Annotated in this window: 18 protein-coding genes; 10 read left to right on the top strand and 8 right to left on the bottom strand. The window is 69.6% G+C overall.

Translation table 11 applies throughout. From position 1 onward, the window contains the following. Positions 1 to 24: 24 nt before the first annotated feature. Positions 25 to 915: a LacI family DNA-binding transcriptional regulator gene (locus LC041_RS00925; RefSeq protein WP_226531095.1), complete on the top strand. Its 891-nt coding sequence runs from the start codon at positions 25 to 27 to the stop codon at positions 913 to 915. Positions 916 to 926: 11 nt separating this feature from the next. On the opposite strand, the gene LC041_RS00920 is transcribed toward LC041_RS00925, so the two are convergent. Then, on the bottom strand, positions 927 to 1736 hold the full coding sequence (locus LC041_RS00920) for a DeoR/GlpR family DNA-binding transcription regulator (RefSeq protein ID WP_226531094.1): 810 nt from the start codon (positions 1734 to 1736) through the stop codon (positions 927 to 929). 107 nt (positions 1737 to 1843) lie between these two features. Here LC041_RS00920 and LC041_RS00915 point away from each other — a divergent pair, with 107 nt between their 5' ends. From LC041_RS00915 to LC041_RS00890, 6 genes are all read left to right on the top strand, one after another. Beyond that, positions 1844 to 2857 (top strand): acetylxylan esterase, encoded by a 1014-nt coding sequence (locus tag LC041_RS00915; protein ID WP_226531093.1) that lies wholly within the window; start codon positions 1844 to 1846, stop codon positions 2855 to 2857. Between the two features lie 87 nt (positions 2858 to 2944). Beyond that, positions 2945 to 3520, top strand: a complete 576-nt coding sequence (locus LC041_RS00910) for a glucose-6-phosphate isomerase family protein (RefSeq protein WP_226531092.1) — start codon at positions 2945 to 2947, stop codon at positions 3518 to 3520. A gap of 9 nt (positions 3521 to 3529) precedes the next feature. Then, positions 3530 to 5020, top strand: a complete 1491-nt coding sequence (gene xylB, locus LC041_RS00905; RefSeq protein WP_226531091.1) for a xylulokinase — start codon at positions 3530 to 3532, stop codon at positions 5018 to 5020. After that, entirely contained in the window at positions 4996 to 5991 is a 996-nt protein-coding gene (locus LC041_RS00900; protein ID WP_226531090.1) for a phosphoglycerate dehydrogenase, read from the top strand. Before xylB ends, LC041_RS00900 begins: the two co-directional genes overlap by 25 nt. After that, entirely contained in the window at positions 5988 to 6947 is a 960-nt protein-coding gene (locus LC041_RS00895) for a shikimate dehydrogenase family protein (protein ID WP_226531089.1), read from the top strand. The genes LC041_RS00900 and LC041_RS00895 overlap by 4 nt, the downstream gene beginning before the upstream one ends. Continuing rightward, positions 6947 to 7918 (top strand): phosphotriesterase family protein, encoded by a 972-nt coding sequence (locus tag LC041_RS00890; RefSeq protein WP_226531088.1) that lies wholly within the window; start codon positions 6947 to 6949, stop codon positions 7916 to 7918. Before LC041_RS00895 ends, LC041_RS00890 begins: the two co-directional genes overlap by 1 nt. Positions 7919 to 8099: 181 nt before the next feature. Here the strand turns inward: LC041_RS00890 and LC041_RS00885 are convergent, their stop codons facing one another. The 4 genes from LC041_RS00885 to LC041_RS00870 form a co-directional block, all read right to left on the bottom strand. After that, a complete protein-coding gene (locus LC041_RS00885; protein ID WP_226531087.1) occupies positions 8100 to 9101 on the bottom strand; it encodes an ABC transporter substrate-binding protein in 1002 nt (333 codons plus the stop codon). Between the two features lie 46 nt (positions 9102 to 9147). Continuing rightward, entirely contained in the window at positions 9148 to 10182 is a 1035-nt protein-coding gene (locus tag LC041_RS00880) for an ABC transporter permease (RefSeq protein WP_226531086.1), read from the bottom strand. Further along, positions 10182 to 11684, bottom strand: coding sequence for a sugar ABC transporter ATP-binding protein (locus LC041_RS00875; protein WP_226531085.1), 1503 nt, complete (start codon positions 11682 to 11684; stop codon positions 10182 to 10184). Before LC041_RS00875 ends, LC041_RS00880 begins: the two co-directional genes overlap by 1 nt. A 190-nt stretch (positions 11685 to 11874) precedes the next feature. Next, positions 11875 to 12744, bottom strand: a complete 870-nt coding sequence (locus LC041_RS00870) for a sugar phosphate isomerase/epimerase family protein (RefSeq protein WP_226531084.1) — start codon at positions 12742 to 12744, stop codon at positions 11875 to 11877. A 194-nt stretch (positions 12745 to 12938) separates the two neighbouring features. On the opposite strand from LC041_RS00870, the gene LC041_RS00865 reads away from it, so the two are divergent. After that, positions 12939 to 13940 carry a LacI family DNA-binding transcriptional regulator gene (locus tag LC041_RS00865; RefSeq protein ID WP_226531083.1) on the top strand — a complete coding sequence of 334 codons (1002 nt, stop codon included), beginning with the start codon at positions 12939 to 12941 and terminating at the stop codon, positions 13938 to 13940. Between the two features lie 120 nt (positions 13941 to 14060). On the opposite strand, the gene LC041_RS00860 is transcribed toward LC041_RS00865, so the two are convergent. Continuing rightward, positions 14061 to 15152: an aldo/keto reductase gene (locus tag LC041_RS00860; RefSeq protein WP_226531082.1), complete on the bottom strand. Its 1092-nt coding sequence runs from the start codon at positions 15150 to 15152 to the stop codon at positions 14061 to 14063. Beyond that, positions 15139 to 16434, bottom strand: a complete 1296-nt coding sequence (locus LC041_RS00855) for an L-fuconate dehydratase (protein ID WP_226531081.1) — start codon at positions 16432 to 16434, stop codon at positions 15139 to 15141. Before LC041_RS00855 ends, LC041_RS00860 begins: the two co-directional genes overlap by 14 nt. A 124-nt stretch (positions 16435 to 16558) precedes the next feature. On the opposite strand from LC041_RS00855, the gene LC041_RS00850 reads away from it, so the two are divergent. After that, a complete protein-coding gene (locus LC041_RS00850; RefSeq protein ID WP_226531080.1) occupies positions 16559 to 17419 on the top strand; it encodes a fumarylacetoacetate hydrolase family protein in 861 nt (286 codons plus the stop codon). Further along, the gene (locus LC041_RS00845; protein WP_226531079.1) at positions 17401 to 18165 is read left to right on the top strand and encodes an SDR family NAD(P)-dependent oxidoreductase; all 765 of its coding nucleotides are present in this window, start codon (positions 17401 to 17403) and stop codon (positions 18163 to 18165) included. The genes LC041_RS00850 and LC041_RS00845 overlap by 19 nt, the downstream gene beginning before the upstream one ends. Positions 18166 to 18388: 223 nt before the next feature. On the opposite strand, the gene LC041_RS00840 is transcribed toward LC041_RS00845, so the two are convergent. After that, positions 18389 to 19249 (bottom strand): amidohydrolase family protein, encoded by an 861-nt coding sequence (locus LC041_RS00840; RefSeq protein WP_226531078.1) that lies wholly within the window; start codon positions 19247 to 19249, stop codon positions 18389 to 18391. Positions 19250 to 19275 lie beyond the last annotated feature (26 nt).

Here is a 19275-nt window from a genome sequence, read left to right as displayed (position 1 = left end):
CGTCGTCCCCCAAGGAGGCCGCAGGTGACCACGCCGACGAGCGGTCGCGCCGCACCCCTCGCGCGCGCGACGCGCACGGGGCTCATCGCCCTCGCCGTGCCGCACCTGGAGGAGCCGTACTTCGCCGAGTTGTCGTCGCGCATCGTGCGCGGTGCCGATGACCGCGGTCTCGCCGTGCTGATCGTCCAGACCGAGGGCGAGCATGCGCGCGAGATCGATGTCGCCAACGGCGTGGGCCTGCCACCGATCGACGGGCTCATCCACATCCCGCGGTCGCTCACGGTGGCCGACCTCACCCGCCGCACGTCTCCCGGGCCTCTCGTGCTGCTGGGAGAGCACATCCAGGTGAGCCCGTTCACGCACATCACGATCGACAACCGCGCGGCGGCCGCCACCGCGACCGCGCATCTGATCGCCGCCGGCTGCCGACGCATCGGGTTCGTCGGTCGTCGCGACTCCCGCCCGTCTGATGCCGCCGACCGACGCCACACCGGCTACCTCGAAGCCCTGGCCGCGGCGGGCATCTCCCCCGATCCGCTGCTGACCGCGCAAGTGGATGCGTTCACGGCGGAAGAGGGTGAGCGCGTGGCGGGAAAGATGACCGCCGCCATCGCCGACCTCGACGGCATCGTGTGCGCGAACGACTCGGTGGCGCTGGGCGCGCTGGCCGCCCTGCAGACGCACGGGCGCCGCGTGCCCCAGGATGTCGCGGTGATCGGCATCGATGACATCCGCGCCGCACGGTTCTCGGTGCCGACGCTCAGCACGATCGCGCCGGACCATCAGCAACTGGTGGATGCCGCCTTCACCGAGCTGGAGCGTCAGCTTGCCGCGCGGCCCGGTGCCGACCTGCCGGTGCGGCACGTGACGGTGCCGGCGACACTGGTGCCGCGGGCGAGCACGGCACGCCGATGACGCGGGCGGGCCTAGTCCGCGAGCCCCGCCGCGAGTCCGCGATCGTCTCCGGAGCGCCGCGCGGCGATGTGCACGGCGCCGACATGAGCGGCAAGCGTCTCCCTGGCCGCGTCGTCGAGTCCGTCATCGGTCACGAGGCGATCGATGTCGGCGAGATCGGCGACGGTCGTGAGACCGACCGTGCCCCAGCGGCTGTGATCGGCGAGCACGACGACATCACGTGTCGCTGCCATGAACGCCCTGTTGGTCTCGGCCTCCAGCAGGTTCATGGTCGTCATGCCGGCCTGCACGTCGAGACCATGCGCGTCGAGGAAGACCAGGTCGCAGTGCAGGTGCTCCAGCGCGCGCACGGCGACCGGCCCGACGAGCGCCTGCGTCGGGGTGCGTACACCACCGGTGAGAACGACGTTCTGCGTGTACGGTGCGTCGGCGCGCTCGGGCGGCGAGAACAGGTCGGAGACCGGGAGGGCGTTCGTCACGACCGTGAGCTCCGGCACACGCACGAGCTCCCGGGCGAGGGCGAGGGCGGTGGCTCCGCCGGAGATGCCCACCGCCATCCCCGGCTCGACGAAACCGGCGGCCAGGGCGGCAATCGCACGCCGCTCCGCCGACACCGCCGGCACCGGAGCGAGCCTGTGACCACCGCGTACCCGCACACCGCCGCGGACGCGTTCGACCGCGCCCTCCTCGGCGAGCTGGTCGATGTCACGGCGGACGGTCATCTCGCTCACGTCGAGCTGCGCCGCGAGCTCGGCGATGGACGCCGTCCCGCGATCGCGCACCACCGCGAGGATGCGCTCACGTCGTTCCGTGACCAGCACGCGGTCTCCTTCCGATGGGAGCTCCAGTCTGCCACGCCGCCCCTCGCCGCATCCCTGTCGACGCGCACCCGCCCGCCTCTCTCCCGGAACAGGATCCCCTTTCCCGCATGACTCTTCCCGAGCCCTTCTCCACCTGGTTCCCAGATGCCGCGTTCGACGGCAGCTACGGCCGCAGCGAGGCCGAACTGCGCTCCGTGCGCCCGGTACCGGCACCCGCCGGATTCGACGAGCGCTGGCGGCGGTGGCGCGCGGAGGCCGCAGCGGTGGACGCGGCTCCCGTCGTGGTGTCGTCTGCGCCGCAGCGCGGTCACCGGGTGTCGGTGATCGAGCACTCCGGCTCCGACGGGGTACGACTACGCGCCTGGGTCGTCGAGCCGCTGCACGCTCCCGCGCGGGTCGGAGTCGTCCACGGACACGGCTACGGCGGCCGTGACGCGATCGATCTGGCGCGGGTGCCGGCCGATGCCGCGGCGATCTTCCCCGTCGCCCGCGGTCTGCCGTCCCTGAACGCCGGGGTCGGTGCGCCGGAGCCGCGCGACCGGCACGTGCTCGGGGGCATCGACGATCCGGAGCGCTACGTGCTCGGTCTGTGCGCACGCGATCTGTGGCTCGCCGCCGACGCGCTGACCGCGCTGGTCGGCGACCTGCCGCTGTACTACGTGGGCGAGAGCTTCGGCGGCGGCATCGGCGCCCTGGCCCTGCCCTGGGACGGACGCTACGTGGGGGCGACGCTGATCGTGCCCAGCTTCGGGCAGTACGACGAGCGACTGGCGGTGCCGTGCCTCGGCAGCGGCGAGACGGTGCGCCGGCATGTGCTCGCGCACCCGTCCGCACGGGAGGGCTTGCGCTGGTTCGACGCATCGACGGGCATCGGTTTCGCCCGCGTGCCGGTGCGGGTCGAGGCAGCGCTGTGGGATCAGTACGTGCCGCCGCAGGGACAGTTCGCGGTCGCCGCGGGAGCGCGGGATGTCGAGCTGGCGGTGCTCCCGGCGGGACACACCGAGTACCCGGGATCGCTGCGGGTGGTGGCGGACGCCGTGCGGGGCGGGCGTGCACACCTCGAGCGCGCCCTTGCGAGCCGTGCGCTCCGCACGGCGGCGCGGTCGCCCCTGCGCAGGTGAGCACTGGACGCAACCTGTCATAACAGGTACAGTAAGCCTGTCATTACAGGTTGCGCAGCGCTGCAGCGTCCGTTACGAGGAGCACCGATGCCCGAGTTCCACACCCCGCCGATCTCTCCCCTGGCGATCGCCTTCGACGCCGAGAAGCTGACGCTCTCGCCCGAGGGCCCGACCCTGACGCGGCGGATGTCCGACCTCGAGGGACTGTTCCGCGACCACGACGCGTGGGCCGCCGCTGCGGCGGGCGAGAACCCCGTCGTCTACACGGTCGTCAGCTCCCCCGTTCCCGAGGTCGACCGCGAGCTGCCCCAGTCGATCACCACGATCATGCCCGGCGATACGGCCGGCGAGCTCTGGATGACCAAGGGGCACCAGCACCCGAACCACCAGGGCGAGATCTACCTCGCCCTGAAGGGCCGCGGCGGGCTGCTCATGTTCGACGGCGAGCGCACCGAGTGGCTGGACATGCTCCCGGGCACGATCGGCTACATCCCGCCGGGCTGGGCGCACCGCTCGGTCAACACCGGCGGCGAGCCGTACTCCTTCCTCGCGGTCTACCCGGGAGGAGCAGGGCACGACTACGGCTGGGTGCTGGAGCACGGCATGGGCTCGCGCGCCTATCGCGCAGCCTCCGGCGTCGACCTGCGTCCCTACGCGGAATAGGCTCCGGCCATGATCATCGCGCACGATCTGGGCACCACCGGCAACAAGGCGTCCCTGCATCACGACGACGGCCGTCTCCTCGCCTCGGTCACCGTCCCCTACCCCGCGCACTTCGCCGCGGGCGGCGTCGCCGAGCAGAATCCCGCCGACTGGTGGAACGCGGTCGTCGCCGCGACCCGTGACCTGATCACCCGCACCGGCACGGCTCCGACCGACATCGCCGGGCTCGTGGTGAGCGGGCAGATGATGGGAGCCGTGCTGCTCGACGCCGACGGCGAACCCGCACGCCCGGCGATCATCTGGGCCGACACCAGGGCCGGCGCCCAGCAGCGCGAGCTCGACGCCGCGCTGGGCGCGGAACACGCCTACGGCATCCTCGGCCACCGCCTCAACCCCACCTACTCGGTCGAGAAGATCATGTGGGTGCGCGACAACGAGCCCGACGTGTGGGCGCGCGTGCGCCGGGTCTGCGTCGCGAAGGACTTCATCGTCCTGCGCCTGACCGGTCGCCTCGCCACCGACCGGTCAGACGCCTCCGGCACGAACGCCTACGACCAGGCAGCGGGAACCTGGTCGGAGGAGGTCCTGCGGGCCGCACGCCTCGACCCGGCGCTCTTCCCCGAGATCCTCGACTCGACCCAGATCGCGGGGACGCTGGCGGATTCCGCCGCCGAGGCTCTCGGTCTGCCCGCGAGCGTCCGCGTGGTGATGGGAGGCGGTGATGGCCCGATGGCCGCCGTCGGCTCCGGTGTCGTCGCGCCCGAGGACGGCGCGTACGTGTGCCTGGGCACCTCGTCGTGGATCTCGTTCGCGGCCGGCTCTCCGCTGCACGACCCCGCGATGCGCACCTTCACGTTCGACAACGTCGTACCCGGATCGTTCGTGCCCACGGCGACCATGCAGGCCGGTGGCGCCTCGGTGCAGTGGATCGCCGAGGCCCTCTCCCCCGACCCCGCGCACCCCGAGACCGGACGACTGACCGCCGAAGCGTCTGCGGACGTCGACACCGACGATCTCTTCTTCCTCCCCTACCTCCTCGGCGAGCGCTCCCCGATGTGGGACCCGGATGCCCGCGGTGCCTTCGTCGGTCTCGCCCGCCACCACGGCCGAGCGCACCTCGTGCGGGCCGTGCTGGAGGGCACCGCGTTCAACCTGCTCAGCTGCATCCACGCATTCCGCGACTCCGGTGCGGTGATCGACCGCATCGATGCCGTGGGCGGCGGGGCGCAGAGCGACGTGTACCTCTCGGTGCTCGCGGATGTGTGGGGTGTGCCGGTGCGCCGCCGGACGATCGTGGAGGAGGCGAACAGCCTCGGAGCAGCGGTCACCGCCGCGGTCGGACTCGGACTCACGGACTTCTCGGCAGCCCGCGCCCTGAGCGAGGTCACCGCCGAGTTCACCCCGGATGCCGAGCGTCACGCCGTCTACGCCGAGCGGCATGCCCGCTTCGCCGACGCCTACACGACCCTGGCGCCATGGTTCGCCGGACGGCCACGCTGATGGGCGTGATCCTCGTCACCAGCCGCTCCTTCTCGGACGGCGACCTCGACCTGGTGGAACGCGCTGCCCGGGCAGGTCATCGCATCCTCCGCGGTCCGGCGCATCACGACCTCGAGGAGTTGCGAGCGCTGCTGCACGGCGCCGACGCCTGGATCGCGGGCACCGGAGCGGTCACGGACGCGCACCTCGCCGCAGCTCCGAAGCTCAAGGTCGTCGCCCGCTACGGCGTCGGCACCGAAGCAGTCGACCTCGTCGCCGCGCGCGACCGGGGCATCCCCGTGACCAACACTCCCGGCGCGAACGCCGACGCGGTGGCCGACCACGCGGTCGGGCTCATGCTCGCCGCGCTGCGGTTCCTCCCCGACGGCGACCGCCGCGTGCGCGCGGGCGACTGGGGCGTGCGCCGCGGTCGCGAACTCGGTGCGGCCACGGTCGGCATCGTGGGCTTCGGTCGCATCGGCCAGGGCGTCGCCGCGCGGCTGAGCGGCTTCGGGCCGCGCGTGCTGGCCGCCGACCCGTTCCTTTCCGACGAGGTCGTGCGGGGTCGCGGCGCGGAGCCCGCCTCGCTCGACGATCTGTTCCGCACCGCCGACGTCATCACACTGCATGCCCCGGGAGGGCAGCGGCTCGTCGACACCGAGCGTCTCGCCGACATGCGACCGGGCACCGTGCTGGTCAACACCGCCCGCGGTGACCTGATCGACGAGGCAGCCGTCGCGCAGGCGCTCCGTGACGGAACCCTCGCCGGCTACGCGGCCGACACCCTCGACGGCGACACGGCCGCGCACGACAGTCCACTCCTCGCCCCGGACCTCGCCGACCGTGTGATCGTGACCCCGCACCTCGGCGCGCAGACCACCCAGGCCGTCGACAACATGGGCTCCCTGTCATTGGCCGATGTGATCGGCGTCCTCGCCGGCGCAGCACCTGCCCATCCCGTCCCCGTCCCGCTCTCCGAGGAGACCCGATGACCACCACCACCGACGCCGTCAGTACCGCACCTGCCACGGGATCCGCCGACTACATGGGCTTCGTCGGGGTGACCACCGCGTCGTCGTCGATCATGAAGGTCTTCCCGCTCTGGGCCGACATCCTCGACCTGCCGACCCGGACCCTGGTCGGTCACGACCTGCCGATGGACGCCGACCCCGCGCAGTACCGCGCGCTGGTCGAGCAGATCCGCGACGACCCGCATCACCGTGGAGCTCTCGTGACCACGCACAAGATGAACGTGTTCGCCGCGGCCTCCGACCTGTTCGACGAGCTCGACCCGTTCGCGGTGTCCTGCTCCGAGGTCTCCAGCATCTCCAAGCGCGGACCGATGCTGTCCGGACGGGCCAAGGATCCGATCACGGTCGATCTCGCCCTGAACGACTTCCTCCCGCCCGACCACTTCGCCCGCACGGGTGCCGCGGTCGTGATCCTGGGCGCCGGCGGTTCGGGCACCGCACTGAGCTGGGCTCTGGCCGAGCGCGAGGACGCCCCCTCGAAGATCACGGTGACGGCCCGCACCCAGGACAAGCTCGACCACCTGCGCGAGGTGCACCGCCAGCACGGCACCCGCGACGGGCTGATCGACTACGTCGTGACCGCCTCTCCCGCAGAAGCCGATGCGCTGGTGGCCGCTGCCCCGGCCGGCTCCGTCATCGCCAACGCCACCGGTCTCGGCAAGGACCGCCCCGGCTCGCCTCTGAGCGACGCCGCGGCGTTCCCCGAAGGCGCGTACGCGTGGGAGTTCAACTACCGCGGCTCACTCGAGTTCCTGCACCAGGCCGAGGCGCAAGCGGCAGCGCGTGGCGTGCACGTCGTCGACGGCTGGCGGTACTTCATCCACGGCTGGTCCCAGGTGGTCGCCGACGTGTTCGACCTCGATCTGACCCCCGAGGTCGTCGAGCGGCTCGCTGAGGCCGCGGAGTCGGTGCGCTGATGTCCGCCGTCGTCCGGACGGTGCTCGGCGACATCGATCCGACGCTGCTGGGACGAGCGGACTACCACGAGCATCTGTTCCAGGTGTCGCCCCTGCTGCCGGGCGATGAGCTCGACGATGAGGCCGCGTCGGGGGAAGAGGCGGCGCTGCTGCGGGCGAGCGGGTTCGAGGGGATGGTGGATGCCACGCCGTTCGGACTCGCCCGGGACCCGAGCGCCCTGGCACGGATCAGCGCGACGACCGGACTGCACATCGTCGCGACGACCGGCCGACACCGTGAAGCCCACTACGGGGCGGACCATCCGATGCAGGTGTGGGCCTCCGACCGCCTTGCCGCTCTCTTCATCGCCGACATCACACGCGGCATGCCCGTGGACGACAGCGAGATCTTCGAGGCCCCCGACGTACCCCTCGCACGCACTCCGCGCGGCGCTCCCGTGCGTGCAGGGCTGCTCAAGGGCGGCACCGACTACTGGCGCATCAGCCCGTTCGAGCGCACCACCCTGATCGCCGTGGCCGCGGCGCACCGCGCGACGGGGGCCCCGGTCATGGTGCATCTGGAGTTCGGCACGGCGGCCCATGAAGTGCTCGACCTGCTCGCCGCCGAGGGCGTGCCGGCGAACCGTGTCGTGCTCGCGCACGCCGACCGCGATCCCGACCCCGGGCTGCACGTGTCCCTCGCCGAACGCGGGGCCCACCTCGGCTACGACGGCTTCGCCCGTCCGCGTACCCGCTCCGACGCCGAGCTGCTCGCCCTGACCGTCGCCGTGGTCGAGCGCGGCGCCGGCGACCGGATCCTGCTCGGCGGCGACGTCGCCCGGCGCACGCGGTACATCGCCTACGGCGGCATGCCCGGGCTCGCCTACCTCGGCGACCGCTACCTCCCCCGCCTCCGTGACGCCATCGGCGAAGAGGCCGTGCACCGGATGCTCGTGACCACCCCCGCACGGTTTCTGGCGCTCACGCCCTGACGACGGGATGCCCCTGGTCACCTGTCGGGAGAATGCACGCATGTCGGAGGGATCGCCGGCATCCGCTCCTGCATCCGGGAAACCTCCCGACATCCGGCACATGCGCACGGCCCCACACACCCACCCGGACGCGAAGAAGCCCCCCGCCCGAAGGCGAGGGGCTTGTTCCGTCAGCGCGGTGTCACTCGTAGAGGACGGCCGCGATCTTCGGGTCATCGATGTTCGTGCTGTCGTACCAGTACGAACCCGTGTCGTAGAACTCCTCGACGTCCTTGCCGTTCGCGGCGTCGTAGGCCGCCTGCACGACCTGGGCGCCGATGCCGATCGGGTCCTGCGTGATGGCGCCGGCCATGGTGCCGTCCTTGATGGCGTTGATCTGCGCGGCGCCGGAGTCGAAGCCGACGATGGTGATCTTGCCCTTCTCGAGGCCGAGCTCGTTGACCGCGTTCACGACACCGATCGCGGAACCCTCGTTGGTGCCGTAGATGCCCTTGAGGTCGGGGTGTGCGGCGATCATCGTCTTGGCGATGTCGGCCGACTTCAGGTGGTCGCCGTCACCGTACTGGATGTCGACGATCTCGATGTCGGGGTAGTCCGCCTCCATCTTCTCGACGAACCCGTCGCGACGCTCGACACCCGTCGAGTTGATCTGCGAGTGGCCCACGATCGCGACCTGGCCCTCGCCGCCGATCAGCTCGGCCATGTTCTCGGCCGCGAGCGCACCGGCGACCTTGCTGTCGGTGGCGGACAGGCTCAGGCCCACGTCGCCGTTGCAGGGAGCGTCGAAGTAGACGACCGGAATGTCCTTCGACTTCGCCTGCTCGAGCGGAGCGACGCACGCCTCGGGGTCGAGCGCGGCGTAGGCGATGGCGTCGGGGTTCTTGTCGATCGCGGCGGTCAGCATCTCGAGCTGCTGGGCGATCTCGGTCTCCGCCGCCGGTCCCTCGAAGGTGATCCGGACGCCGAGCTCGTCGGCCTTCTCCTCGGCGCCCTTCTTGACGGCCTGCCAGAACTGGTGCTGGAAGCCCTTCGAGACGAGCGCGATGTACATCTCGCCGTCGCCGCTGCCGCTGTCTCCGCCGGAGCCCTCGTCGATGACGTCGCCGCCGCCGGCACAGCCGGCGAACACCAGGGCGGATGCGGCCACGAGTGCTGCGAATGCGGTCTTCTTCCCGAATTTCATGAAAACTCCGTTGTTCGTGGGTGGGTGGGTGGTGCAGGGATGGAGGTCAGGTGCGCTGGCGGTTGCGCAGCGAGTCCAGGAACACGGCCAGCAGCACGACGATGCCGACGACGATGTTCTGCCACTCGGTCTGGATCGACATGATGCGCAGACCGTTGACGAGCACGCTCATGATCAGGGCACCGATGACGGTGCCGAGGATCGAGCCGCGTCCGCCGAGCAGCGAGGTACCGCCGATGATCACGGCCGCGATGGCCTGCAGCTCGTATCCCATGCCGATCTGCGGCTGGGCCGAGTCGAGGCGCGAGGCGATCACGATGCCGGCGACCCCGGTGAAGGCGCCGGCGAACATGTAGATGAGGATGGTCCAGCGGCGGGTGTTCACACCGCTCAGGCGCGTGGCTTCCTCGTTCGAGCCGATCGCGAACGTGTAGCGGCCGAGCAGGGTCTTCGACAGCACGAGCCAGGCGACGATCGCCAGCGCTGCGGTGATGAGCACCGCGTTGGGGATGCCGGGGATGATCACGCCGAGCGCGATCTTCTTGAAGTCCGGCGCCGAGGTCGAGAAGTAGATCGGGGCGACGTTCGAGATCACCAGGGCGAGACCGCCCGCGATCATCATCATCGCGAGGGTGGCGATGAAGGGAGGCAGGCGAAGGAAGGTGATGTTCACACCGTTGACGAGTCCCATCAGGACCCCTGTCGCGACGCCGCCGATCACTCCGACCCAGACCGGAAGGCCCATGTTGGTGATGAGGACGCCGGTCATCACGGCGCACAGCGCCATACCGGTGCCGATGGACAGGTCGATGCCGCCGGTGATGATGACGAAGGTCGTACCGAGGGCGAGGATGCCGATGACCGCGGTCGACAGCAGCACCGTGGCGATGTTGCTGAAGGTGAAGAAGTTCGGGCTGGCGATCGAGAAGAACACGACCAGCACGATCAGGGTGCCGAAGGCCAGCGACTGCTGGACCTGCCTCTTGACGAACCCGACGACGTCCCGTTTGTCGGTGTTCTCGTTCACGGCGGTCTGGATGATCGTCGTCGTCGACGATCCGGGCTGCTGCGGGGTGCTCATCAGTCTTCCTCCCCATGGGCTGCGAGTTGCATGATCTTCTCCTGGCTTGCTTCCTCGTTGCGGAGAGTCCCCGTGATCCGTCCGTTCGCGAACACGGCGATCCGGTTCGCGACCCGGAGGATCTCGGGGAGCTCCGACGAGATGACGATGATGGACTTGCCCGCGTCGGCGAGCTGCTGCATGAGGCGGTAGATCTCCTCTTTCGCGCCGACGTCGATGCCTCGGGTCGGCTCGTCGAAGATGAGGATGTCGCAGTCGCGCATGAGCCAGCGGGCGATGACGACCTTCTGCTGGTTCCCGCCGGAGAGGAGCTTGACGACCTGGTTGACCGACGGTGTCTTCACCCGCAGCTGCTGCACGTACTCCTTGGTGCGGTTCTTGGCCTTGCCGTCGCCCATCCAGCCGATGCCGTTGGCGTAGGAGCCGAGCGAAGCGAGCACGGTGTTGAAGGTGACGTCCTGTTCGAGCATCAGCCCGAGGAGCTTCCGGTCTTCGGAGAGATACCCCACGCCGTGCCGGACGGCATCGGCGGGTTGCGTGATCCTGGCCTGCCGTCCGCCGATGGCGATCGTGCCCCCGTCGCGGTGGTCGGCGCCGATCACGGCCCGAGCGGTCTCGGTGCGCCCCGCTCCCATGAGGCCGGCGAAGCCGAGGATCTCACCTTTGTGCAGCTGGAACGAGACGTCTCTCAGCAGATTCCGGGTCGACAGGCCCTGCACATCCAGCACGATCGGGTCGTTCGCGTGCTCGCGGGCCTGCGGGCGGGTGCCCTCGTCGATCGCGCGCCCCACCATCATCTCGATGATCGTCGGGATGGTGATCTCGGACTTGTCGAGTGATCCGATGTATGTTCCATCGCGGAGGACGGTCACACGGTCAGCCAGGCGCCGCAGCTCGTCCATGCGGTGCGAGATGTAGACGATCCCGGTGCCGCGCGCCTTGAGCTGCTCGATCAGCACGAAGAGCGTCTCGACCTCACTGTCGGTGAGCGCCGAAGTCGGCTCGTCCATGATGAGGACCTTGGCGTTGAACGAGAGCGCCTTGGCGATCTCGACCATCTGCTGCTCGGCCACCGTGAGTTCGCCGACGAGCTGTCGCGGGTTGAGGTGGATGTCGAGCCGCTGCAGCAGATCGGCGGTCTGCGCGTTCAGCTTGCGCTCCGACAGGAACGGCCCCGTGGTGGGCTCCCTCCCCACGTAGATGTTCTGCGCCACGGTCAGGTCGGGCATCAGGTTGAGCTCCTGATGGATGATCGTGATGCCGAGCTCCTGCGCCTGGAGCGGGCTCGTGAGCTCGACCTCCTGACCCTCGAATGTGATCGTGCCCTCGTCCTTGCTGTAGATCCCCGAGAGGATCTTCATCAGGGTCGACTTGCCCGCGCCGTTCTCGCCCACGAGCACGAGCACCTCGCCTGCGTGCACCTCGAGGTGCACGTCTTTCAGCGCCTGCACTCCGGGGAATCCTTTGCTGATCCCCTCGACCCGGAGGATGGGTCCACTCATGCGCTCACCTGCTTCCTTGAAGGTTCTGCTTCGATGTCGACGGATCATTCCGCCGCAAACATCGGATCAATTCTGCGTCCAACGCTACGAGTAGCGCAAGTTGTATCTAAATGTATCTAAAGTCGGCCGGATACGGAAGACCTGTAATGACATCTTGATCTTCCACCCCGCGTCGCGGCCGGATTGCGGCTCAGTGGAGCCGGATGGACTCGACGGCCACGAGCTTGTCGCGGATGTACGCATTGGCATGGGCACCGAGTTCGACGTTGTCGTTCCAGAGGTTGCGCCAGATGCCGAGCATGCGGCTGAGGTCGGGCGCGACGACCGCCGAGGAGAAGGACTCGAAGACGATCGGACCGTCGTAGCCGATGCGGCCGAGAGCCTTGAAGAACGTGTCGAAGTCGACCGTGCCGGTGCCGAGGTAGCCGCGGTGGCTCTCGCCGATGTGGACGTAGCGCAGGGCGGGAGCGGCGTCGAGGACCGGCGCGAACATATCCGACTCCTCGATGTTCATGTGATACGTGTCGAGGTGGATGCCGAGGTTCGGCCGATCGACCTCGTCGAGGTAGGCCAGAGCCTGCCTCGCGGTGTTGAGCACGTTCGTCTCGTAGCGGTTGACGACCTCGAGCGACACCGAGACCCCACGCTCGGCGGCATGGTCGGCCACCCGCCCGATCGCGGCCTGGCTCCTCGCGAGCCCCTCAGCGGTCACCGGCTCCATGTACTTCTTCATGGCGCTGTAGATCACCCCGCAGAAGTGCCGTCCCCCGAGGTCTGCGAGCACGTCGACGGCCTTGAGCAGCAGGGCTTCGCCGGCCGCGACGATCGCGGGGTCGGAGCTCGTGACGTCGGTGGCTTCGGAGAGTCCGAGCGACGCGCTGACGGCGAGGTCGTACTCCTCCAGCGCATCCTTCGCGACGGCGACGTCGAACGAGAACGGATCCATCAGCGGGAACTCGATCAGGTCGAAGCCCGCTTGCGTGGTCTTGCGCACCGCCAGACGGATGCCCTCGGCATCGAAGTTCCCCGTCCAGACGAGCCCGTGGCAGCCGATGTTCATGAGACCTCTCACAGCGGGTGTGCGGCACCGTCGCCGTCGCGGAATTGGCACGTGCCAACCCTGCGTTCGTGTCACGCTACGTCGCGCCCCGAACGCTGTCAAGAACTTTTTGGCACGTTGCAAACGCCTCGGCTATCCTGAGGCGACCGACGCAGTCGCCGCTCCCGAGCGACGCGGTCCGACGAAGGAGCCCCATGTCCGCGAGCGTCAAGGACGTCGCCGCACTCGCCGGGGTCTCCTCCTCCACCGTCTCGAACTACCTCAACCACCCGCACGTGCTCGGAGCAGCGAGCCGGGAGCGGGTGCGGGCCGCGATCGAACAGCTCGGCTACGTGCCCAACGAGTCTGCGCGGCAGCTGCGCGCCGGGTCGAGCAAGACTCTCGCGCTGATCCTGCTCGACGCCTGGCTGCCTTATTTCCACGACCTCTCGCGCGGGGTCGAGGACGTGGCGCGCGAGGGGGGATGGTCGCTGTTCTTCAGCAACAGCGACCGCGACGACGCGCAGGAGCGGCGCAACCTCGACATGTTCGAGGCACACCGGGTGCAGGGCATCGTCATCTATCCGCTCGGAGACGTCGTGCCGCGGCTGGAGGGACTGGCCGACCGTGGCATCCGGTCGGTCGTGGTGGGTCCGATCCGCGAATCGTCGAAGGTCGCGTCGGTGCTGTTCGACGACCGTGGCGGCGGTCGCCTCGCGGGAGAGCACCTCCTCGGGCTCGGCCGACGGCGCATCCTGTTCCTCGGCAACCCGTCGGTCAGTCAGTCGAACGACCGCCTGGCAGGGCTCCGCGTCGCCGCCTCGGGAAGCGATGCGGTCGTATCGACCCTCGACGTGCCGCACCTGGCGATCGAGGACGGACTGCAGGCGGGTGAGCGGATCATCGCCATGCCAGCCGCCGAACGCCCGGACGCGGTGTTCGCGGCGAACGACATGGTGGCACTCGGGGTGCTCACCCAACTACTGCGTCACGGCATCCGGGTCCCGGAGGAGATCGCCCTGATCGGCTTCGACGACGTCGCCCAGGCGCACCAGGGAGTCGTGCCGCTCACCAGCGTGCGGCAGCCCGGGTACGAGATCGGCCGCGCGGCCGGAACCGCCCTCCTGCAGCAGCTCGCCGACCCCGCGGCACCGCCGCCCGCGACCACGCCGTTCCCCGCTGAACTCATCGTCCGGGAATCCACGGTCGGACGCTGAGCCTCGCCCGACGTCGGTCACAACTCCTCAGATTCTCACCGCAAACAGGGCCTCAGCGCTCGAAACGACTCGAAGTGCGCGTTCGTTGCGGAGTTGTGCACACGATGCACCTCAGTCAGATCAGGCCCCCGGGATGAGCCCCTCCGCCGCGAGGCTCGCCCACAGCGCGGCCGGGATGTCCAGTGCGGCGTACTCCGCGTTCTGCTGCAGCTGCGCAGGGCGGCTGCCGCCCACCACCACGGAGCGCACGACGTCGGACTGCAGGGGGAACTGGATCGCGGCCGCGGGCAGCGGCACCCCATGATCCGCGCAGACGGCGGCGATGCGCACCAGCCGGTCCCACAGCTCGTCCGGAAGCTGCCCGTACTCGTAGCGCCCATCACGGCGAGGCTCGTTCGACGCGAGCAGTCCGGAGTTGAACACGGACGCCGCCACGATCCCGGTCCCGGTCTCGCGGCACGCGGGGAGCACGTCGACCGCGGCGGGCTGTTCCAGCAGCGTGTACCGGCCGGCCACCATGATCAGGTCGAGGTCAGCGGAGCGGACGGCTGCGGCGAGCGCCTCCGACACCATCGAGCCGATGCCGATCGCGGCCACCTCGCCGTCGGCGCGCAGCCGCTCCATCGCGGGCAGGGCTTCCGCGAGCGCGAGGTCGAGATCGTGCCGCTCGGGGTCGTGCAGGTACAGCAGGTCGATGCGGTCGATGCCGAGCCGCTCGCGGGACTCGTCGACGCTCGCACGGACCCCCTCTTCCGAGAAGTCCCACACCCGCTGCAGGTCGTCGGGCACATGGAAGTCGTTCGCGAGGTCGAGGCCGCCGGCGTGGTCGGGGTTCGGCCGGAGCAGACGCCCGGCCTTGGTGGAGAGCACGTACTCGTCCCGCGGCTTGGTCCGCAGGAAGGCACCGAGACGGCGCTCCGACAGCCCGAGACCGTAGTGCGGTGCGGTGTCGTAGAAACGGATGCCGCTTTCCCACGCCGCATCGAGCACGGCCCAGGCTTCGTCGTCGCTGAGCGGGCGGAACAGGTTGCCGACGTTCGCGGCCCCGTAGCCGAGGGCGGGGACGGTGAGGCGGTCAGGCGTGCGGCCGTGCCCCCCGTCGTCGGCCGACACGCCAGATGTCGGACCGCCCGCGACGCCGCGTCCGACATCTGGCGTGTCGGCGGGCACACGGGCAACCGGAGGATTCGTCAGGGAGTCAGGCGTGGACATGTGCACCCGTCCACGCGTAGGTCGCGATGCTGTCGGCCTTCATCTCCATGCCCGTCCCCGGCGCGGTCGGCGCCATGTAGGAGCCGCCCCGGATGTCGGTGGGCACGACGAAGTGCTCGTGCAGGTGGTCGACGAACTCGATCATGCGGCCCTCGCGGGTGCCGGTGACCGCGACGAAGTCGAACATGGACAGGTGCTGCACTGCTTCGCACAGGCCGACTCCGCCGGCATGGGGACAGACGGGCACGCCGAACTTCGCGGCGAGCAGCAGGTTCGCGATGTTCTCGTTCACCCCGGCCACCCGCACGGCGTCGATCTGCATGACGGAGATGGCGTCGGCCTGCAGGAGCTGCTTGAAGATCACGCGGTTCTGCGCGTGCTCCCCGGTGGCGACGCGGATGGGGGCGACGCCCCGGGCGATCTCGGCGTGGCCCAGCACGTCGTCAGGACTCGTGGGCTCCTCGATCCAGGCGGGGCGGAACTCGGCGAGCGCGTTCACCCACTCGATGGCTTCGGACACCTCCCAGCGCTGGTTGGCGTCGATCGCGATCGGGAAGTCGGGCCCGCATACCTCGCGAGCCTTGCGGAAGCGGCGGATGTCGTCGTCGAGGTCGGCGCCGACCTTCAGCTTGATCTGGGTGAAGCCGTCGGCCATGGCCTCGCGGGCGAGGCGCTCGAGCTTCTCGTCGGAGTAGCCGAGCCATCCGGGGCTCGTGGTGTAGCCCGGGTACCCGCTGGCGAGCAGTTGCTGCTCCCGCTCGGCGCGACCGGGTTCGGCGGCGCGCAGGATCTCGAGCGCGTCCTCGCGCGTGAGCGCGTTGGTGAGGTACCGGAAGTCGACGAGGTCGACGAGCTCCTCCGGCGTCATGCGGGCCAGCAGCTGCCAGAGCGGAAGCCCCGCACGCTTGGCCTTGATGTCCCACAGCGCGTTGACGACCGCGCCGATGGCCATGTGCATGACCCCCTTCTCCGGGCCCAGCCAGCGCAGTTGCGAGTCGCCGATGATGTCGCGGAACGTGCCGCCCATGTCGTCGAGCAGCGGCTCGATCTCACGCCCTACGAGGTGCCCGGCGAGCGCGTCGATGGCTGCGACCTGCACGTCGTTGCCGCGGCCGATCGTGAAGACGAACGCGTGACCGTCGATGTCGTCGTCGGCATCGGTGCGTACGATGACGTACGCCGCCGAGTAGTCCGGGTCAGGGTTCATCGCATCCGACCCGTCCAGGCTCAGGGACGTGGGAAAGCGGATGTCGGTGGTGTCGAGGGCGACGATACGGCTCACGGGATTCCTCTCCATGCGCGGCTGATTTCTTCCGCGCGGATCTCTTGGAGTGTAAACATCCGATGTCTATACTGTCAACGAGACCAGCCGCGTTGTCGCGGCTCACCGACCGATCAGGAGAAACATGAAGTTCGCGCGGCTCGGCACCCCCGGCACTGAGATCCCCGTCCTGGTGGAGGGTGACCGATACCTCGACCTCCGCTCCGTAACATCCGATGTGGACGGAGCGTTCCTCGAGAGCGACTTCGTCTCCCGCGTCGCGTCCGCTCGCGAAGCCGGCGAGCTCCCCGAACTCGCGGACGCCGCGTCCATGCGCATCGGCGCCCCGATCGCCCGCCCGAGCGCCGTGATCTGCATCGGCATGAACTACGCCGCCCACGCGGCCGAGTCGGGGTCGGAACCCCCCGCCATCCCGATCCTCTTCCTCAAGACCCCGAACACCGTCGTCGGCCCGAATGACACGGTCACGATCCCCCGTGGCAGCGTGAAGACCGACTGGGAGGTCGAGCTCGGCATCGTGATCGGCACCCGCACGGCCTACCTCGACAGCCCTGAGGAGTCCATGGCGCACGTCGCCGGCTTCGTCGCCGCCAACGACGTCTCCGAACGCGACTTCCAGATGGCCGTCTCCGGGGGACAGTGGTCCAAGGGCAAGATCGCCGCGGGCTTCAACCCCACCGGCCCGTGGCTGGTCACCCCCGACGAGGTCGACCATCAAGGGCTCGGCCTGCGCAGCTTCGTGAACGGCGAGCCTCGACAGGACTCGAACACGAGCGACATGATCTTCACGGTCGAGCACATCGTGCACCATCTGTCGCAGTATGTGACGCTCGAGCCCGGTGACCTCATCCTCACCGGCACCCCTCAGGGCGTCGCCCTCTCGGGGAAGTACCCCTACCTCGCCGCGGGTGACGTGGTCGAGATCGAGATCGACGGCCTCGGCCGCCAACGGCAGGAGTTCGTCGCATGGGAGGCACAGAAGTGAGTGCACTGAACGGACTGGTGGCGATCGTCACCGGCGGAGCATCCGGAATCGGCGCGGCGATCGCGCAGCGCCTGCACGCCGACGGCGCGACCGTCGCGGTCCTCGACCGTGACACCGCGGCGGCCGACCCCGAGTTCACCGCCTTCACGGCGGATGTCTCCGATCGGGCGAGCGTCGACGCCGCGGTGGCCGCCGTGGCCGAGGAGTTCGGGCGCATCGACATCGTGGTCAACAACGCCGGGATCGGCGCACAGGGCGACATCGCCGCGAACGACGACGACGAGTGGGCCCGCGTGCTCTCGGTCAACGTCACCGGCATCGCCCGCGTCACCGCGGCCGCACTCCCCTGGCTGCGGAAATCCCCATCGGCGGCGGTGTGCAACACGGCATCCATCGCCTCGACCACCGGACTGCCCCAGCGCGCTCTCTACAGCGCCTCGAAGGGCGCCGTCTCCGCCCTCACCCGCGCGATGGCCGCAGACCACCTGCGCGAGGGCATCCGCGTGAACGCGGTGAACCCCGGCACCGCCGACACCCCGTGGGTCGGACGCCTGCTCGACGCGGCGGTCGATCCCGCGGCCGAGCGCGCAGCATTGGAAGCTCGCCAGCCCCACGGGCGCCTGGTCAGCCCCGAAGAGGTCGCCGCCGCCGTCGCCTATCTCGTGAGTCCCGCGGCGGGTTCGACCACCGGCACCTTCATCGAGGTCGACGGCGGCATGGCCCAGCTCCGCCTCCGCCCCGAGTAGCCCCCGCGTCCCGCGTCCCCCGCGTCCCCGCGTCCCCCGCGCGGACACGGGATCAAAAACGCGCCCAAACACGCCCACGGAGGAGCGATTTCGATCCCGCACCCCCGTCCAGCCCCGGCACCCCCGTCCAGCCCCCGCGCACGCCGGTGCGGGATCGAAAAGGGACCGCGTACGCGTGTGGCAGGTGACATATTGCGCTTGCAACGCGCGGGGGGGCGCGGGGCTAGAGGGAGTAGAAGGTGGTGGCGGTGGCGTGGAAGAGGGCGGGCTGGTCGATGCCGCGAGAATGCGCCCACGCGGCGACCGCGTCGAACCACTGGGCGCGAGACGACGATCCGTAGACCGCGCCGCTGATGGAGGAGACCGGCCAGTCGCTTCCCCACATCAGCCGTTCCGGCCCGAAGACGTCGGCGGCCACGTCCAGGAACGGGATCAGCTGCTCAGCGCTCCACTCTCCATCGGCTTCGGCGGGCAGACCCGAGATCTTGCAGAACGCGAGGGGATGCCGCGCGAGTTCGGACAGATCCCTCTCCCATTCCACCGACGGCGCGAGCGGAGCCGACGCCGTGCCGACCGCAGGCTTGCCGAGGTGATCGAGCACGATTCGCAGCTCCGGGATCGCCCCGGCGAGACGCGCCACATCCGGAAGCTGGGACTGCCGCACGCACGCATCGAAGGTCCACCCCCGAGCGGCGACCTCGCGAGCGCCCATCACGAAGGCCGTGGACAAGGCCGTGCCGTCGGGCTCATCCTGCAGGAGGTGGCGCACGCCGACCACGAGGGGTTCCGACGAGAGCTCCTCCAGGTGCACGGTCGTGTCCGTGCCGGCATCCAGTCGCACGCCGGCCACGATGCCGACGACCCCGAGCTCTCCCGCCTGCCCCGCGACCCAGCGCACCTCGTCGAGGAACTCATCCTCCTGCGTCCCGGCCTGCACGAAAACGGCGGTCTCCTCGGCGGCGACCTCGATCCGCGCTCGTTCGAGTTCGCCTCGCCCGAACCTTCGGGCGAGCGGACCGTCGAGCCAGGTGTAGGTCAGAGCCTCCGGGTCCCAGAGGTGCAGATGTGCATCGAGAACACGCATGACTCCATCCTGCCGGAGACATCCGA

The sequence above is a fragment of the Microbacterium paraoxydans genome, from assembly GCF_020524545.1.
GTDB lineage: Bacteria > Actinomycetota > Actinomycetes > Actinomycetales > Microbacteriaceae > Microbacterium > Microbacterium paraoxydans_C.
The sequence above is the reverse complement of the archived record's forward strand: the minus strand, read 5'-3'. Positions and strand labels throughout refer to the sequence as shown.

Coding starts and splice junctions, on each gene's coding strand:
- LC041_RS00900 (WP_226531090.1), top strand. CDS start 4,996: ATGGTTCGCCGGACGGCCACGCTGATGGGCGTGATCCTCGTCACCAGC.
- xylB (WP_226531091.1), top strand. CDS start 3,530: ATGATCATCGCGCACGATCTGGGCACCACCGGCAACAAGGCGTCCCTG.
- LC041_RS00865 (WP_226531083.1), top strand. CDS start 12,939: ATGTCCGCGAGCGTCAAGGACGTCGCCGCACTCGCCGGGGTCTCCTCC.
- LC041_RS00870 (WP_226531084.1), bottom strand. CDS start 12,744: ATGAACATCGGCTGCCACGGGCTCGTCTGGACGGGGAACTTCGATGCC.
- LC041_RS00845 (WP_226531079.1), top strand. CDS start 17,401: ATGGGAGGCACAGAAGTGAGTGCACTGAACGGACTGGTGGCGATCGTC.
- LC041_RS00875 (WP_226531085.1), bottom strand. CDS start 11,684: ATGAGTGGACCCATCCTCCGGGTCGAGGGGATCAGCAAAGGATTCCCC.
- LC041_RS00840 (WP_226531078.1), bottom strand. CDS start 19,249: ATGCGTGTTCTCGATGCACATCTGCACCTCTGGGACCCGGAGGCTCTG.
- LC041_RS00895 (WP_226531089.1), top strand. CDS start 5,988: ATGACCACCACCACCGACGCCGTCAGTACCGCACCTGCCACGGGATCC.
- LC041_RS00885 (WP_226531087.1), bottom strand. CDS start 9,101: ATGAAATTCGGGAAGAAGACCGCATTCGCAGCACTCGTGGCCGCATCC.
- LC041_RS00915 (WP_226531093.1), top strand. CDS start 1,844: ATGACTCTTCCCGAGCCCTTCTCCACCTGGTTCCCAGATGCCGCGTTC.
- LC041_RS00890 (WP_226531088.1), top strand. CDS start 6,947: ATGTCCGCCGTCGTCCGGACGGTGCTCGGCGACATCGATCCGACGCTG.
- LC041_RS00880 (WP_226531086.1), bottom strand. CDS start 10,182: ATGAGCACCCCGCAGCAGCCCGGATCGTCGACGACGACGATCATCCAG.
- LC041_RS00910 (WP_226531092.1), top strand. CDS start 2,945: ATGCCCGAGTTCCACACCCCGCCGATCTCTCCCCTGGCGATCGCCTTC.
- LC041_RS00860 (WP_226531082.1), bottom strand. CDS start 15,152: ATGTCCACGCCTGACTCCCTGACGAATCCTCCGGTTGCCCGTGTGCCC.
- LC041_RS00850 (WP_226531080.1), top strand. CDS start 16,559: ATGAAGTTCGCGCGGCTCGGCACCCCCGGCACTGAGATCCCCGTCCTG.